This is a genomic window from Nocardia coubleae NBRC 108252 (assembly GCF_001612805.1).
GTDB classification, from domain to species: Bacteria; Actinomycetota; Actinomycetes; order Mycobacteriales; family Mycobacteriaceae; genus Nocardia; species Nocardia coubleae.
Genome location: NZ_BDBD01000019.1, coordinates 1 through 15,711, shown reverse-complemented (window position 1 = coordinate 15,711; position 15,711 = coordinate 1). Strand labels below are relative to the sequence as shown.

Below are 15,711 nucleotides of genomic sequence, written 5' to 3'. Positions count from 1 at the left end.
TCGACGGCTGAGGGGTCGCTGAGGGCCGGGGCGACGAACCCGACCCGCTGACCCGCACCGAGATGATCTTGATCTACCTGTGCCAGAAGCAGCTCGCCGTCGCCGCGTCGAGAGGCGAGTTCGCCTCGGAGTGGTACGAGCGCAGCTCGGCACCTGGACGAGGCCCGGCGAGCCCCCTGAACACCCAGCGCTGGACATCTCGTATCGACGAGCCGCGGCGTCGCCGACACCACCATCACGGCCGCCTGCCAGTCACACAGTGGTGCCCCGCTTAGGCCTCAACCAGCCATCTGTGACGATCCCGCTCCCACCGCGAATGCGGCTTCGGCACGGGGACACTGGTGCGCCAGTTCGACGGCGTAGTTGAGCCATCGGACGCATCAGGTTCAGGCACCTGATGCGTCCTTCGGTGCGTATCGCAGCAATGCGACATCACCGACTTGGGAGACGTCGATCAGGTGTAGCCGTCGCGTAGAGCCGCCAGGGAAGTGGGCCGGGTTGACGAACCGAGGGGCTTTCGAGTCGCCGACCAGGGACGGGCCGATCGCTAGGTGCAGTTCGTCGGCCAGACCTCGGGCCAGGAATTCGGTGTGCAGGTGTGTGCCGCCCTCGACCATGAGCCGGCCGATGCCGACACCGCCGAGGTGGTCGAGAATGGCGGCGAAATCTATTTCGTCGCCGAGGTCGACGACTTCGGCGAGCTCGCCGAGCTGCTCGCGCAGCTTGGGTGCTGCCGCGGCGACGGTGTAGACCAGCGGGCGAGCATCTTCGACGCCGTGGTGCCAGAACTTTGCGGTCGGGTCCAAATCGCCGGATGCGGTGACCGTGATCTTCCTCGGCTGAGCGGGGAGCCCCTTCGCGACTCTATCGGCCTGACGGGACTCGCTTTTGACGATCAGTCGCGGGTTGTCGCTGCGCACGGTTCCGGCGCCGATCATGATGGCGTCACTCTCGGCGCGGACCTGGTCTACGCGATCGAAGTCCGCCGCGTTGGACAGCAGAAGTCGCTCGTCGGTCGTGTCGTCGATATATCCGTCGAGTGAAACTGCCACCGACAGAAGAACATTTGGCCTCATGCCGAGTGACCCAACCAGACTTCGGCGGCGGCCGCGAACTCCCGGATGTGAGGGTCGGTGCTGGACGTGTCGATCATTGTGTGCAGTTGTCGGATCGGTGCCAGCACCCGTTCAGAACTGGTAGCGATACCGGTGTTCATGGCCGCGACCCCGAGTGCCGAAGCAGCCTCGCAGTCTCCGACCTGGGCGTGAGCCAGGGCGAGCCGGGCGGTGTACACCGCTTTGTCGCGGGTGAATCCGCCTCTCATCGTCGCGATCGCGGAGGCGAAGTTGTTGATGGCGGTGCGGTGCTGCCCGAGGAGCCCAGCGGCGGTCGCCTGGTGCACGTCGACGTAGGAGCCATCCAGGAACATGCCCCACTCCGAGTCGTCGTCGGCGGCGGCGGCAAGCTCACGGGCTTGGTCGAATGCGCGAGCACTTGCCACTGCATCACGCAGCAGCGCGTGTCCCCAGCCGCCGAACAATGCCGCTACCGCCGCGACCCTGCTGCTGTGCGGTGCCTGTGCTGATGCCGCCTCGGCGCTTTCGATCGCTTCGACGCCGTCGCCGCGTTCGCATGCGATGTGTGCTCGGCGGATCGCCACCATCGCCACGCACCCGGGATCCTTCACCGTCAGTGCCCAGCGGTTGGCCTTGTCCGTCCAGGCTGTCGCCGCGTCCCAGTTCCGAGCGTCCTGATGCAGCCACGACGCGCACTCGGCGTACAGGACCCGCAGTCGCTGCAGCTGCGCCGCATCCGCCGCGCCGGTCCGTCGCAATGTGCCGATCACGTCGACGTTGTGCTCTACCAGAGGCAGAATCTTGCCTGCGCCGCAGAGGTTGTCGTTATCGATCAGCGACAGCCGTAGTTGACGTAGGTGGGTCACCCAGTCTTTGTCGGCGGGGGTGGTTGCCAGCGCCCGGGAGGTCGCTGGCGACGTTCCAATCGTTGCGGCGACGGCACCGAGCCCGAGGCCGGCGACGAGTGCGCGGCGCGATAGGGACACGAGCACAGCCTTTCCGTCTGCGGTGTGGGCCAGGACCTGCACCTGATCGGGACCATCGACACCAGGGGCGTCGATGGTCAGCCTATCGGCATCGATGCTGGAAGCGGGCAGCTCGATGCTGTCGGTACCGCGGCGCAGCCGCTCGAAGCGGCGCTGCACGGCAGCGGGCGCGCCAAGGAGTATCGCGTCGAGCTGCCGCTGGTTCTTGCGGCGGATCCCAACCGTGCTACCCGGCTTTTCCCACCGACGTACGGTGCGTTCTTCAATTTTCAGCGCGTCGGCGAACTCCTTCGCGTTCAAGTTCAATGCCATCCGCAGAGCGCGGGTGTCGCTTCCCTGCCATTCGTCGACGATCGACATTTCGACCAGCTCCAACCCCCGGTGGTGTGGTGCATTGAAAACTACACCTGGCCAGCCGGGGCGGCAGGGTACTGCGCTGAAATGGCGGGTCCTAGTCAATGTCGGCCTGTCGCGTCCCCGCTTTTGCCGTTCGGACGAAGTCTTGCGACTGGATTGGTTTGTGCGGCAGGTGGATTCGGTGCAGCAGTGGTGCGGTCATCGCGGTGGTTATCAGCGCCATCACGACCAGCAGCGAGTACAGGCTGGTGCTGGTCAGTCCGGCCGTGAGCCCGACGTGCAGGATGACGAGTTCGGTGAGTCCGCGGGTGTTGAGCAGCGCGGCGAGCGCGGCCGCGGTCCGGGTATCGAGGCCGGCGAGTCGTCCGACCACGACCACGCTGGCGATCTTCGCACCGACCGCGGCGGCCAGGACGACCGCCAGCTCCCCCACCCCGGTGGTGTCGAGCATGCCGAGGTCGACCGACAGGCCCGCGACGGCGAAGAACGCCGGTAGCAGCAGCGTGCTCACAACGACGGCGCCGTTCTCGGCGCTGTCGCGATGGGCCCGGGGGAAGATCAACCCGGCGGCGAAGGCACCGAAGATCAGGTGCAGGCCGATCCACTCGGTCACCGCGGCGAGCAGCAGCGCGGTGCCGATGGCTAGTACCAGCACCTGCTGCCCGGTGCCGGCCGCAGCGAGCCGGTCCAGCACCGGGCGAGCACCCCACCACACCAGGACGGCCAGCGGCGCGAGCAGCGCCCACCGCCAATGCCCACCGGTCGGGGCGACGAGCATAAGCACGACGGCCAGCGCGATCCACGCCGCGGCGTCCACGATCGCCGCGCACGCGAGGCTCATCTGCCCGATCGGTGTGCGGATGATGTTCCGGTCGACCAGGATCCGGGCGAGCACCGGGAACGCGGTGACGGCCAGCGCGCAGCCGATGAACAGCACGAATCCCACGGTGTTGGCGCCGGTGTGGTGGCGGGTCAGTGCCGTGGCCGCGATCAGGCAGCCGAACCCGAAGGGTGCGAGGTAGGCCGCGGTTGCGATCGCTGGGATCGCCGCGCGCTGGTTGGTGAAGGAGTTACGGTCGACCTCGAGCCCGGCGAGGAACATGAACGCGACGACCCCGAGGTTGGCCAGCACGCTGAGCACCGGGCGCGCGTCGGGCGGGAACAGCACCTGCGACAGGTGCGGGCCCAGCAGGGTGGGCCCGGCCAGGATGCCGGCGGTGATCTCGCCGATCACGGCCGGTTGGCCGAGCTTTTCGGCCAACCGGCCGAAGACGCGGGCCGCGATCATGATGATGACGAGGTCGACCAGGACCATGACGAGGGTGCTATTGGGCACGTCCGGCTCCGATCTGCGCCGGTGCCGGACGTGCCTGGTTCGGTGCGTCAGTGAGGGGCGGTGGGGATGTGGGCGACCTCCCAGCGGATGCCGTCGGGGTCCTCGACGAAGGTCGCGTAGTAGCCCGGCGCGTAGTCGGGGTACTCGCGCGGTGCGTGCACGACGGTCCAGCCGCCCTCAACGACCGCGCTGTGTACCGCGTCGACGGTGTCGCGCTCGTCGACGGAGAAGGCGCCGTGCTGCCAGCCTGGGCGGCCGTGTGTGTGGGGCGCGGTGTCCTCACCCTCGGTGATGTAGACCAGCAGCTCCGGGCCGGGCCCGCCCCAGGTGCACAGCCGGTCGGAGGTGTAGCCGCGGGTGTATCCGAGCAGCCCGAACACCGTGTCGTAGAACGGGCCGGACTTGGCGTGGTCGGCGGTGGTGAGGGCGAGGTGGTTGAAGCTGAGCACGGGCTTCCTTTCATTGGGCGACAACGGTTTCGGTGTCGGCATGGGCGTGGGTGGTGGTGAAGTCGAACGGGTCGACGAGCGACCGTAGTCGCGCCAGCGCGGTGGGCATGTCGGGCGCGCCGATCCCGACCGAGATCCCGGCGTCGGGACGCAGCAGCGCGTCGTCGGTCTCGGCGGCGTTGAGGTGCCAGCCGAGCACATCCTCGGAGCCGTGAAGCTCGTCCGCGAGTGAGCTGTGGCGTAGCAGCGTGATCGCCGGGCGACGCTCGTCGGTGACATAGCAGCAGGCGATGGCGGTGGCGAAGTAGCGGCCACGCGCGGCGGTGACCGCGCCTGGGTGCAGGGGGCGGCCGATGCTGGCGGCCAGGTGCACCAGCCGCGGGTCCACCCCAGTCTGGGCGGTCGCGGCGTGGGCGACCAGGCCCGAGCCGGGCCGCACCCCGATGTCGAGGACGTGCCAGCGCCGCAGGTGCAGACGCGCTTCGATGTGCAGGGCCGCGTCGGCGAGTCCGATCGCAGCGACGATCCCGGCCAGGGTCTGGGGAAGCTGCGGCAGTTCGGCGTGGATGCGCCGGTCGGTCGGCGGGCAGATCATCAGCCCGTCGACATACGGCGGAGTCGCGGTCGCAGTGCACTTCTGGTGCACGACCGCGTGGGTGATGCGGCTGTCGCACACCGTCACGTCGACACTGATCTCCACCGCGGCGTCGTGCTCCCCAAGGTATTGGGTGGCGATGATCGGGGTGGCGGTGTCGATGTGACCGGCGCGCAGGACCTGCCGGTACAGCGCCAGGTTGTCCTCGACGGACAGTTCGTCGCGGTAGCGGTAGACCCCGCGTGATCCGGCGCCGGTGGCCGGCTTGAAGATCGGGCGCGGGCCCAGATTGTCGAGCGCGTACTGGATCAGCCGGGTCGACAGCGACCCGGTGTAGTAGGGGGCGACCGCGACACCATGCCCGCGCAGCACCTCATACAGGCGGGCCTTGTCGGTCACCAGCGCCCGTGCCGCTGCCAGCGCCCAGTTCGGGTTCAGCGCATCCAGAGCGGTGTTCCACCAGTCGTCGTAGCCGACCGCCCCGATCAGGTCCTGCCCGCCGACGCGCACGCGCTCGAGGGCGTGCGCCCGCAGCGCTGGGCTCCCGGTTTCCAAGGCCAGCAGCACGTCGGTGGGGACCTGGTGCACGGTCATCCCCGCAGCGCACGCGTCGGGGATGGTCAGGGCGCGCGGGTCGAGGGTGCCGTAGACGGCCCAGACCGGGCTCGCGGCGCCCGGTCGCGGTCCGGTCATGTCCAGGGCTGTGCCCGTCATCGTCTCTCCTGCCGAAAGTTGTCGGTGCTGGGTCGTAGGCTCGGGGGATGGACGCAGTGACCGCGGGGCGGGTCTCGTCGCTGGTGACCGATGTCGAGCAGGGGTTGGCTGAGCACGCCGACCCCACCTACGTCGAGGGGACCGTGGCGGCGCGGCACCCCGGCAAACCTGTTCTCGGGGTGCGGATTCCGCTGCTGCGCGGCGCGGTGAAAGCCGCGCTCAAGACCGCCGGAATCAGCGCGCGGACCCCGGACCCGGCGACGGTGGCGGCCGCCGCCGAAGCCCTGTGGCACGGGCAGACCCATGAAGCCGAGCTGGCCGGGTCGATGATGCTGCGCCTGTCGCAGACCCGCATGACCGCGCCGATGATCCTGCGGTGGGCGATGCTGCTGGACAACTGGTTGTCGGTCGACGAGCTCGGCGGTGTGGTCGGCATGTCCCTGGTCGACGACGCCGCGCTGCTGGCCCAGTTGCATCCGCTGGCGGTTTCCCCGTCGATCTGGCAGCGCCGCCTCTACCTCGTCGCACTGATCCGCCCGGTGAAGGCGGGCCTGTCGCCCACCGACGTGCCCGAGCTCGCGGCCCTGATGGACGAGCGCGACCCGGTGATCCGCAAGGCCAGCGCGTGGCTGATCAACGAGGCGATCAAGGCGCGCAGCAGCGAGGCCGCCGCGCAGTTCCGGGTGCTGATGCCCGGCACCGACCCGAAACCGCTGGTGCGCATCCTCGACGCCGCCCTGGTCTGACCGGCCGCCACCGTGGCGGTGTGGGCCGGTCACAGGGCGGCCACCCGGGCAGCGGCGGCATCGATGACCTCCTGGGGCTGGGCGATACAGAGCCGGACCTCGCGGGCGCTGCCGTTGAACACGGTGCCCGGGATCCCGATCACCCCGCACCCGGCCAGCCGCTCCCACCCGTTGCCGCCGTCGGTGGTCTCGAGGTAGAGGTGGGTGCCGTCGACAGCCGCGACCGCCCGCAGCTTCGACGCCGCGGCCACCGCCTCGAGCAGCTGGGCACGGTGATCGGCGAACACCTTGGCGCGCATGATCAGTTCGTGGCGCACGCCGGGGTCTTGGAGCACCCGAAGCGCCAGGCCCTGGGCCAGGCAGCTCGTCGACATCGACGTATGGGTCTTGGCTCGTGTGAGCGCGGCCAACAGCTCCGGGTCACGTACCACCAGGCAGCCCACCCGGGCGCCAGGCAGCCGCAGCAGCTTCGACAGGCTGAACACCGCGATATCACCGCTCCCGAACCCAGCGGTGAACTCGGCCAGGTCGTGGCCGGCGGTGCTCATGTGCGACAGATCCCAGATCACCCAGCCGGCGCCGGCGCCGGCTGCGTCCGGTGCGGTGACGATCCCGGTCGGATTGTGCGGGGTGCAGACCACCACGGGAATGCGGCCGCGGCCCGGTACAGCACCGGGCCCGTAGGGCAGCACCCGCAGCCCGAGCAGCCGAGCCAGCTGCTCGAATCCGGGAAAGCCGGGCCTGGGAACCCGGATGAAGCCGGAGTAATCGCTGACGCAGGCCATCGCCAACCACAGCGCTTCACTGCCTCCCCCGGTGACCATCACCTGGTCCGGGCACACCCCGAACAGCTCGCCAAGCACCGTGCGCAACCGAAGCTCGCCGCGGATATCGCCGTAACCCGCGGCCGCAAGGGTCGGCAGCGCGATCGGGCGGGCGAACTCCGCCGTCAACGGGGGCGAGTTGTCGCCGCGCATGTCGAGGTGGCCAGCCTCGCAAGGGAAGTCGTCGTAGCTATGGGCGCTCAGCGCGGCCGCGCGGTGGCTGATCGGGGCGCTCATCGCCGCGCCGCCAGATCCTCGTGCTGCCAGTGGGCGCGCAGGTCGGGCACCCGCAGGCCGGGCACCCGCCGGGCCTGGGTGAGCAGCCACAGCGCGGCGGTGTCATCGTCGAGGTGGACCTCGGCGGCGAACTGGGACAGCGCCTGTTCCTCGACCGGCGACAGGTTCAGTGTCGCGCACACCGGCGCCAGCAGCGACCCGGCGCGGCGACCGGTCGTCGCGGCGAGCTGGGACCGGCACCCCAGCAGCAGCGCGGCCGCCGCCGGGTCGGCCTCGGGCAGCCGGTGACGCAGCAGCAGCGGCTCGGCAACCAGGTTCCCCCCGCCACGGCCCAGCCCGAGCAGCGACACATCCAGGTAGCTCGCCCCCGCCTCCACCGCGGCGAGAGCGTTGGCGTAGGCCAGGTTCACAAAATCGTGGGCGTGGAACCCGATCTCGGCGTCCAGGGTCGCGACCAGCCCCTGCACGAGGTCACCGACCTGTCCCGGCATCAGCGCGCTGCAGGTGTCGGCGACGTAGACGACGTCGGGGGCGATGTCTTCGACGATGCGCGCCGCGTGATCGCCCAGCTCGGTCGCGGTGTAGCGCGAGGCGAGGGCGAGATTCACCGCGACCGCCAGGCGGTGGCGGCGCGCCTGGCCGGCCAGCGCGGCGATCGCCGATGCCCAGGCCGGGTGGTAGACGAGCCGGACCATGCCCAGCCCGGCCGCCGCGTAGGCCTCCAGGTCGATCGGCTGTGCCAGTGCGCTGGGATGCACCATCGCGGCCAGGGTGAGCCCGTCGTGGCGGGCGCCGGCGACGTGCTCCGGGGTCAGGTAGGCGCCGATACCGGCGCGAGCGACACTGTGCTCGAGCGGGACACCACCGAGGTAGCCCAGCTCCACGATCTCGACACCGGCAGCACCGGCTGCCGCGGTGACCATCGCGAAGTGGTCGACGGGCCAATCGAAATTGACCTCGAACCCGCCGTCACGCAGGGTCACATCCAGCAGCGCGGCCAGGGGCTCGGTAGCCGGGAACGGCGGCGCAGCGAAGTGATCGAACATCACCAGGTCCCCAACGTCTCGACGACCGCGGCCGCCGCCGCGACCGGATCCAGCGCGGCCCGCGCCGGGCACACCCGAAAGTGTTCCGGCGCACCGAAACCCGCGCCCCCGCTCACCCGCGCGCCCGCCACCGCGGTCCCGTCTCGGGCGGGCAGGGCGGCTGGGTCCGGGGTCTTGCACCACAGGTAGAGCCCGCCATGGGACACGACGTCGATCCCGGCCTCGCCCAGTGCGACCGCGGTGTCCGTGCGGTCGGCGGCCACCTGGCGGCGCAGCTGCACGAGCCAGGTGGTGGCGGCCGAATCGGTCAGCAGGTTGGCGGCGAATGCCTGGGTGAGCACGCTGGTGCACGAGGCCGAGGCCGCGCGCACCGCGGTCAGCGCGTCGACGACTCGGCGCTCGGCGTGCACGAATCCGACGCGCAGCCCAGCAGCCGCGCACCACTTCGAGATCGAGTCGACCACGAGGTGACGCTGCGGGTCGAACGCGAGCGCCCGCGCCGCGCTCACCGGCGCCGGCCCGAAGCTGCGGTACACCTCGTCGGAGACCACCGACACCCCGTACACCGTCGCGACGGCGATCAGCTCATCCATCACCGCCTGCGAGAGCGAGGTGCCGGTGGGGTTGTGCGGGTAGTTCAGCACCAGCACCCGCGGCCGTGGATCGCACTCGTCGATCAGAGCCCGCAACCGCGACGGGTCGGCTGCCATGGCCGACGGGTCATAGCTACGGACCTCGGCACCGGCCGCCTCGACCCAGAACCGGTAGGGCTCCCATCCGGGCGTGGGGATCAGCACCGGTCCGCCGCCCTGCTGATGCAGCGCGAACCGCACCGCCAGGGCTGCGGCCTCCTTGCCTCCCGCGGTCACCAGCACCGTGTCCGGGTCGGCCTCGCCACCCACCAGATCGCGCAGATAGATGGCGCGCAGTCCGGCCTCCCCACGGGGATCGGAATACCAGAACCGGTCCATGCCGCGCGCCTGCTCGGCCAGGCGCTCACGCACCTCGGCGGGCATCGGGTACCGGGCCTCCCCGACCGCGAAGTCCGGGCCGCTCCCGGCCGCGGCCGGGGTGCTGGCGCGCACGTATCCGGCTTCAGGCGCGGTCAGCGCGTCCAGGAGCCGGGAGAAGTACGGGTCGCCGGTCACGGGGCAGCCGTGACGAGGGGGAGGCGCTTGTGGCGGGTCCGGCTCGACGCGCCCGGCAGGGCGTTGGTCGCGCCCATCGCGGCGACCCGGTCGGCGCCGGCCTTCCACTCGGTCTCGTCGATGACACCGACCTGCTGGGAGAGCCGGTCGACGATGCGGTGGTAGAGCCGCTGCTGCGGGTCGGCGAAGAAGTGCGCCATCAGCTCGCTGTAGACCAGCTTGCCCGGTTCGGTCAGCCGCAGCACGTCACCGCTGATCTCGGCGTGCCCGGCGTCCACGATGCGCTCGATCCGCTCGCCGTAGACCTTGTCCAGGTCCAACACCTGCAGGTCGCGCATGTCGAAGGTGAGCCGCTTCGGGAAGAACACCAAGCCCTTCTCGTAGGCGTGGTAGACCGAGGAGCGGGTGATCGGCAGCAGCCCGGCGCCCGCGATCTTGGCATAGTGCCGCTCGTCGGCGTCGTTCATCCAGGCCAAACCCCGGATGAAGCTGTAGGCGCCCGGTCCCACCCCGACTGCCTCGTCGCGGTAACCGCCGTAGAGCGTGGAGAACATGTACTTCGTCGCCGGCGCGTCCGCCGGGCCGAAGCAGTACATGTTCTGCTCGCCCATCGACTCGAGCAGCGCGGCGCGAGCCTCGTGGAACATCCGCGACCGCTCATCCAGCAGCGCGGGGCGCGGCAGCTCGCCCGAGCGGATACGGTCCTGCCACCCCGGCAGGGTCATGCAGTAGTCGACCGGGTACATCGACACACTGCCCACACCCGATTCTGCGGCGAGCCGAGCATCCCGGCGTGCGTGCGCATGGTCCTGACCAGGGAAACCGGTCATCATGTCGAGGTTGGTATTGGTGAAATGCTCACCGGCCCAGCCGATCGCGTCGTGGACCTGGTCGAGGGTGGCGGTGATGTGCACCATGTCCCTGATCTCGGGGTCGAAGGACTGCACGCCGAAACTCACCCGCGTGACGCCCAGTTCGGCCAGGGCGGCGAACTTCTCTGGCGACACCGACTTCACCTCGAACTCGAAGGAGATCTCCGCATCCGCGGCCAGGGTGAAGTTCGCGCGGATCTGCGCCATCAACGCAGCGATCTGCTCCACCGACAGCACCGACGGCGTCCCGCCGCCGATGTAGACACTGTCGAAGACCCAACCCTGCATCCGCGGCGTCGCCCCGAGGGTTTCCAGCTCTACTTGCAGCGCGGCCAGGAACGTCGCCACCCGCTCGGGGGTACCGACCCACTTCACGAACGGGCAAAACGTGCACAGGCTGTCGCAGAACGGAATGTGCACGTACAACGCCTTGAGCCCGCGCGTGTGATCGGCAGGGATCGCGACATCCGGCGTCGACAGGTGAGAAGCCACCAGCGCCCGATGATCCGCAGAAGTGCTCAGATCGAAAAAGGGATAAGAAAATGACTCGAACGGAAGCATCAGAAAACCTCGCTCCGGTAGCTGGAATGAACGGAAAAACAGTTCAGGAAAATTACCTGTCGGCGCCCAGCGGCAATGCTGGACGCCGACAGACATCAAACTCGGCCGGGCGTCGCCGGCCTTCTGAGATCAGGCTCCGCCTGCGACCCACTTGGTCATCAGAATCACCCCCTCCGAAATCGTCCGAGTCGATCTGACGCCAATGATGGTGGCATACCTGCACCGCCTCTGTCAGCAAAAATCTGTCGAAAGTTGTTGTAGCCCTTGACATCTCAAACGCATGGTCTATGCACGGCCAATGCCGGTCCAGCATGCTCGCTGAACCGGATACGCCTAATCGCGGTGCAAGGCTTTCCGTGCCTCACCGTCGATATTCAGGACTGCAATTCAGGGTCTCGTAAACAACTCGCTTTCTTTGTTTAGCTGCACGATGTTTCTCTCGCCCGGAAAGTTGGAGTGAGATGAACCGGCTTGGAGCAACCTACTCGGCCTAGGTGCTGGTCTCGTATCGAAAGGTTTCTCGCAGCCCCGTCAGGACTGCCCCCAAAAGGCTTGGATCCCTGACGATTCCGCAATCAACCCGCGCAGGCGGAATCTTCTGTGCCTCGCGGTGCGGCAGCTGGTGTTCATCGGGGTCATTCATCGCGGTCGAGCCTCATCGAGTTCAGGCCGGGCAGCCGAGGTGTCATTGCACCTGCTGCCCGAGCGACAGTGGCGAGCACGGCACTGCGCCAACGACTTCTGTGGCTGGGATCCGGCAGTCCGTAGGTCCTGGTCTCAATGCGCTCATCCGCCACCTTCGTAGAGCCTGTGGCATGGAAGTCTGCGCATCGTCGCTGTTACCGCTCGATCAATGGTGACGAGCACGGCGCTGTGCCAGCGCGTCATATCCGCTGCGAACGCCTCCGCTACCTCACGTTCGGCGCGATAGTCGAAGACGACTCGCTCTCGGTGATGAGCGCCCGGAAACGCCACCTTGAGGTGCACCTGCATCGCGCTCACCGGGCCGTCGCCGATAGCGGCTCCGATTGCTGAGCGCCCGGCAACAGAAGCTCGCACCGCGTCGCCGTTCCCGACGTCCCCCAGCGCGTCCGCGCGATCCGTCCAGGCGCGCAGGCCTCCACCACCGCTCGGTGTGGTGGGACTTCTGCGAAGTCCCTGGTGTCGAGACAGGTAACAACCAGCGTGCTCGCTGCGAGATCGCGATGGATGCGGATCGTCAACAGATGGCCTTGCCCGGAGAAGTGGTCCTTCTCGGTCACCGTGCCAACCAACTTGCGGACCAGGAGGTCCACCGCGGGTGCCAGGTCGGCCAGCCCGGCACGGCCGATCCGAGCGCGCGCATTGGTGCTGGCAATATCCTCGGCCAGCGGAACCGGGGGCACCTGGAACTCGCCGATGACCACAGTATTCGCGCCGACAGCGAGGTGGTCGGCGTTGCTGGCATCCAAGATCCCGACCGCAGGATGCAGGTCAGCGATTTGTCGCATGAGCACGGGCCGCGAGACGACCAGACCTTCGAAGTGGGTCATGCTCGGAACGACGATGTAGCCGCCCTCGCCGGAGTGCAGCTGCTCGACCGCCGCCCACAGCACACGGTAGCTGGCCGGCCCGCCCATCAGCGGCCGAAGGTCGACCCGATCGCGTGCTGCCAGGTCGGTCACGGTCCGCACGAGCATGGTGTCGTGGCGCCGGTCCAACGTCTCCATCAACGACCACAGCGGGTTCCTCGTCGGTGCTGGCTCGCGTTTGATCTCCTCCTGGAGGAGCGGCGCCCCGACCGCCGACGCGGCGCGCTGCAGTTGATGCTCCACCACCAGAACGTCATCCGGGTGCACCAGCGCCTCGCGAAAGTACCCGATCATCCTCGTCATCGCAGGGACCTTCCCGACGAGCCGAACTTCGGCGGTGGTGGTTCTGACTCAGGCGGGCAGGCGGACAGGTCTGTGGTGGGCATCTGTTCCTCGTCTCTACCTAGGCCTCGCCGTGGCGACTCAGTCGTGCTCGGCGGCGACGAAAGCGGTTGCGGCCAAGTGCCGCTGACACTGAGGGCCGTGTGCGTCGTGCAGTTTCAGTGCCGAGTACGCCTCGTTGTAGGACGCGAACGAGCCCGGGTCGGTGCAGTCACGGTCGCTCTCCTCGCACACCGCGAGGTCATCGAGCCTTCGCATTCGCTGCCTCCTTGGTCGCCGACCAACTCGATGTGCTCGGCACCGAGGCGCTGCCCCGTGCGGCGGGGGTCCGGAAGGGCGCGTCGGTTGTGCAGCCATCGCGGGGTGGTCCGATGGCGCGGGCCCGGTGCCGAGCACGAGATGAGCGTCACTCACCAGGCACGGACGTCACAATGTCGCCAACCGGACTTTTGCCGGACTTTTCTCGGACGTCCGCGCGTAGCCACTAGTTGTCCTGGGGCACAACGCATACCGTGGACATACCGAAAGCAAAGGTGGGGAATATGGCTATGCCAGATCCACGCACTGTCCTCGAGCAGCTCATTCGGCAGGGAAACCGCACCGTGCCCGAGTGGTGCCGCCACTTCAATGACATAGCAAAGCGGCATCGCGAATCCGCAACCTTGTCGGAACGGCAACTACGACGTTGGATGGCTGGAGATGTGCCGGCCGCCCAACCCGCGTCACGCCGCATCGCCGAGAAGGTCTGGCACATGCCCTTCGAGAGCCTGATCGCGGTGCCCCAACCGATGATGGAAGGGCTGCAACCCGACATCACCGAGAGCTTGGACCAGGAGATCGCGATGAGTACGGACGAGTCCGCACAGTGGATCAAACGCAGCACCACTGGCGTCGATCCCGTCGTGCTCGACCAGCTCCGGTTCGAGGTGGGCCAGCACGCCGTCGACTATTTGGTGAAGCCGCCGATCACCCTCATCCCCGAGCTCAACCGGACCCGCCGAGAAGTCTTCCAGCTACTCGACGCCCCACGGCAGCGTCCGCGAACCGCGGCCACGCTGTACCTGCTCGCCGGCCAAGTCTGCGCGCTGCTGGCGCACGCCTGTGCCGACCTCGGCCGAACCAGCGCGGCTGAGACCCACGCGCGAACCGCCCAACTCGCAGCAGACTTCGCCGAAGACCAACACCTGCGTGCCTACGTCTCCTGGATCCAAGCGAACGTGGCCTACTGGAACAACGACTTCGGCCAAGCGGTGTACTTCGCCGAGAACGGCCTCGCCAAGTCCAGTGACCTCTCCACACGACTGCGGCTCGCCAGCCAGCTCGCCCGCGCCCAGGCCGCCCGCGGAAACACTGCTGCCGCCATGGCAGCCCTCGACCTCGCTTTGGACCTCGCCCCCAACGTTCACCCCAACGCCAGTGAGCCCGGCGTCATGCACTTCGATCCCGCGAAAGCTCTCTACTACGGATCCGAAGTCCACCTCGCTATCGGCGGACGAACACACAACACCCTCGCTCTGGAACTCGCCGAAAACGCACTCGACCTCCTTGCCGACTCCTCACCAGCGGAATTCCGGGCAGCTGCCGAACTCGATGCCGCCCGCGCGCACCTGGCGCTCGGCGATGCCGACGCCGCGCACTACCGCATCACTCGAGTCCTTGACCTTCCCGTCGAACTCCGGACAACCCCGATCGTCGGTCGCGTCGTCAGCGCAGGAACCGAACTGCACGCACTCGCAGCCCAGACCAGCACCGCCCGTGATATGACTCAACAGATCGAACTCTTCACCACCTACACCGCAGAGAGAGACTGACGTGCCCCAGCTGCAGGTCGCCGTGTGCGGACCCCGCGACTGCACCGCCGAAGATGCCCAGCACGCAACCCGAATCGGACAACTCCTTGCGGAAGAAGGCGCCACCGTCATCTGCGGCGGTGGAACCGGCGTCATGGCCGCCGTAGCCGAAGGCGCCTCTTCCGCAGGAGGCATCGTCATCGGCGTCCGCCCTGACACCGACCGAACAAGGGTCTGCGACGGCCTGACCGCCGTCCTCTACACCGCCATGGGTGAAGCTAGAAACTCCATCATCGTCGAGTCGGCTGATGCGGTGATCGTCATCGGCGGATCATGGGGCACCCTCTCCGAACTTGCGCTGGCCAACCGCAGAGGCGGCGTTCCTATCGTGTCCATCGGAGGGTGGCGCATCATTACCTCCGATGGGAGAGAAGTTCCAGAATCTACGCGCGCCACTTCGCCAGAAGACGCTGTCAGCTCTGCTCTCACGCTTGCCATCAAAGCTGCGCGCTAGCCGACCGACTAAGGTGCAGCGACTGCCCGCGCGAAACGAGAACCCCCCGAGCTGCACAGTGCATCGAGCCTGGCGGGTGCAAAGGATCAGCTGTCGGCCATGCCGGGACGTACTGAGGCGGTCTGCGCTGGGGCTGGGTGGTGGTTGCCGAACACGCCTCGGTAGGAGATGTTCTCGTCGACGAAGCAGTGTACTGGTTCACGGAACAAGCGTCGGCTGCCTAATCGTTTTTGCGCACATTACTAGTCAGCTCTTAGCAGCTGTACTGGCCGATACTCCGATCCCTCGAGCAGGGACACGTGGGTGAACCTGTCTCTCCTGCACGCTTTCCAGTCACCACGCGAGCACGCGGCTACACGTTGGTCGACCGCAGTCAACCCTTGATCTGGTTCAGTGACAATTGCGGGAGTACTGGCTCGCCATATATGAAATCTGATCAGGTTTCAACCGCTGTGTGGCACTGCAGATTTCGGGTCGATCTGCCTAATCTCACGGCGTAGCGTTGTGGAATGACGAACGACACGGATGAACAACCCTGGGCATGCGC

General features: G+C 67.8%; 14 protein-coding genes. 3 read left to right on the top strand and 11 right to left on the bottom strand.

Features of this window, described 5'->3' with window-relative positions; all coding sequences use genetic code 11:
• Window positions 1-386 precede the first annotated feature (386 nt).
• From NCO8_RS19885 to NCO8_RS31875, 5 genes are all read right to left on the bottom strand, one after another.
• Window positions 387-1,076, bottom strand: coding sequence for a RibD family protein (locus tag NCO8_RS19885; protein WP_067641677.1), 690 nt, complete (start codon window positions 1,074-1,076; stop codon window positions 387-389).
• On the bottom strand, window positions 1,073-2,437 hold the full coding sequence (locus tag NCO8_RS19880; RefSeq protein WP_157104998.1) for a helix-turn-helix domain-containing protein: 1,365 nt from the start codon (window positions 2,435-2,437) through the stop codon (window positions 1,073-1,075). Before NCO8_RS19880 ends, NCO8_RS19885 begins: the two co-directional genes overlap by 4 nt.
• 76 nt (window positions 2,438-2,513) lie before the next feature.
• Window positions 2,514-3,755 (bottom strand): cation:proton antiporter, encoded by a 1,242-nt coding sequence (locus NCO8_RS19875; protein ID WP_157104997.1) that lies wholly within the window; start codon window positions 3,753-3,755, stop codon window positions 2,514-2,516.
• 47 nt (window positions 3,756-3,802) lie between these two features.
• Window positions 3,803-4,204, bottom strand: coding sequence for a VOC family protein (locus tag NCO8_RS31880; RefSeq protein ID WP_067641671.1), 402 nt, complete (start codon window positions 4,202-4,204; stop codon window positions 3,803-3,805).
• Between the two features lie 10 nt (window positions 4,205-4,214).
• Window positions 4,215-5,513, bottom strand: a complete 1,299-nt coding sequence (locus NCO8_RS31875) for an ATP-grasp domain-containing protein (RefSeq protein ID WP_167353311.1) — start codon at window positions 5,511-5,513, stop codon at window positions 4,215-4,217.
• Window positions 5,514-5,560: 47 nt separating this feature from the next.
• Between NCO8_RS31875 and NCO8_RS19860 the strand changes: the two genes are divergently transcribed.
• A complete protein-coding gene (locus tag NCO8_RS19860) occupies window positions 5,561-6,259 on the top strand; it encodes a DNA alkylation repair protein (protein WP_067641667.1) in 699 nt (232 codons plus the stop codon).
• A 29-nt stretch (window positions 6,260-6,288) separates the two neighbouring features.
• Here NCO8_RS19860 and NCO8_RS19855 read toward each other — a convergent pair whose 3' ends face one another.
• The 6 genes from NCO8_RS19855 to NCO8_RS31440 all read right to left on the bottom strand — a co-directional run bounded on the left by NCO8_RS19855 (window position 6,289) and on the right by NCO8_RS31440 (window position 13,118).
• Window positions 6,289-7,320: a pyridoxal phosphate-dependent aminotransferase gene (locus NCO8_RS19855; RefSeq protein WP_084457325.1), complete on the bottom strand. Its 1,032-nt coding sequence runs from the start codon at window positions 7,318-7,320 to the stop codon at window positions 6,289-6,291.
• A complete protein-coding gene (locus NCO8_RS19850) occupies window positions 7,317-8,366 on the bottom strand; it encodes a hydroxymethylglutaryl-CoA lyase-like TIM-barrel protein (RefSeq protein WP_067641664.1) in 1,050 nt (349 codons plus the stop codon). Before NCO8_RS19850 ends, NCO8_RS19855 begins: the two co-directional genes overlap by 4 nt.
• Window positions 8,366-9,514 carry a pyridoxal phosphate-dependent aminotransferase gene (locus tag NCO8_RS19845; RefSeq protein WP_067641663.1) on the bottom strand — a complete coding sequence of 383 codons (1,149 nt, stop codon included), beginning with the start codon at window positions 9,512-9,514 and terminating at the stop codon, window positions 8,366-8,368. Before NCO8_RS19845 ends, NCO8_RS19850 begins: the two co-directional genes overlap by 1 nt.
• Complete coding sequence (locus tag NCO8_RS19840) at window positions 9,511-10,878, bottom strand: coproporphyrinogen-III oxidase family protein (RefSeq protein WP_067641660.1); 1,368 nt, start codon at window positions 10,876-10,878, stop codon at window positions 9,511-9,513. The genes NCO8_RS19845 and NCO8_RS19840 overlap by 4 nt, the downstream gene beginning before the upstream one ends.
• A gap of 1,067 nt (window positions 10,879-11,945) precedes the next feature.
• Window positions 11,946-12,821 (bottom strand): hypothetical protein, encoded by an 876-nt coding sequence (locus tag NCO8_RS19830; protein ID WP_067641658.1) that lies wholly within the window; start codon window positions 12,819-12,821, stop codon window positions 11,946-11,948.
• A gap of 120 nt (window positions 12,822-12,941) precedes the next feature.
• Window positions 12,942-13,118: a hypothetical protein gene (locus NCO8_RS31440; protein ID WP_157104996.1), complete on the bottom strand. Its 177-nt coding sequence runs from the start codon at window positions 13,116-13,118 to the stop codon at window positions 12,942-12,944.
• 284 nt (window positions 13,119-13,402) lie between these two features.
• Between NCO8_RS31440 and NCO8_RS19825 the strand changes: the two genes are divergently transcribed.
• A complete protein-coding gene (locus tag NCO8_RS19825; protein ID WP_501193581.1) occupies window positions 13,403-14,671 on the top strand; it encodes an NsdA family TPR-like regulatory protein in 1,269 nt (422 codons plus the stop codon).
• Window position 14,672: 1 nt separating this feature from the next.
• Window positions 14,673-15,164 (top strand): SLOG cluster 4 domain-containing protein, encoded by a 492-nt coding sequence (locus NCO8_RS19820; protein ID WP_245655434.1) that lies wholly within the window; start codon window positions 14,673-14,675, stop codon window positions 15,162-15,164.
• Window positions 15,165-15,711: the final 547 nt, after the last annotated feature.

What these genes read in the sequence shown, in the direction of transcription:
- NCO8_RS19850 (WP_067641664.1), bottom strand. Translation starts at nt 8,366, where the DNA reads ATGTTCGATCACTTCGCTGCGCCGCCGTTCCCGGCTACCGAGCCCCTG.
- NCO8_RS19860 (WP_067641667.1), top strand. Translation starts at nt 5,561, where the DNA reads ATGGACGCAGTGACCGCGGGGCGGGTCTCGTCGCTGGTGACCGATGTC.
- NCO8_RS19830 (WP_067641658.1), bottom strand. Translation starts at nt 12,821, where the DNA reads ATGACGAGGATGATCGGGTACTTTCGCGAGGCGCTGGTGCACCCGGAT.
- NCO8_RS31875 (WP_167353311.1), bottom strand. Translation starts at nt 5,513, where the DNA reads ATGACGGGCACAGCCCTGGACATGACCGGACCGCGACCGGGCGCCGCG.
- NCO8_RS19855 (WP_084457325.1), bottom strand. Translation starts at nt 7,320, where the DNA reads ATGAGCGCCCCGATCAGCCACCGCGCGGCCGCGCTGAGCGCCCATAGC.
- NCO8_RS19825 (WP_501193581.1), top strand. Translation starts at nt 13,403, where the DNA reads ATGGCTATGCCAGATCCACGCACTGTCCTCGAGCAGCTCATTCGGCAG.
- NCO8_RS31440 (WP_157104996.1), bottom strand. Translation starts at nt 13,118, where the DNA reads ATGCGAAGGCTCGATGACCTCGCGGTGTGCGAGGAGAGCGACCGTGAC.
- NCO8_RS19885 (WP_067641677.1), bottom strand. Translation starts at nt 1,076, where the DNA reads ATGAGGCCAAATGTTCTTCTGTCGGTGGCAGTTTCACTCGACGGATAT.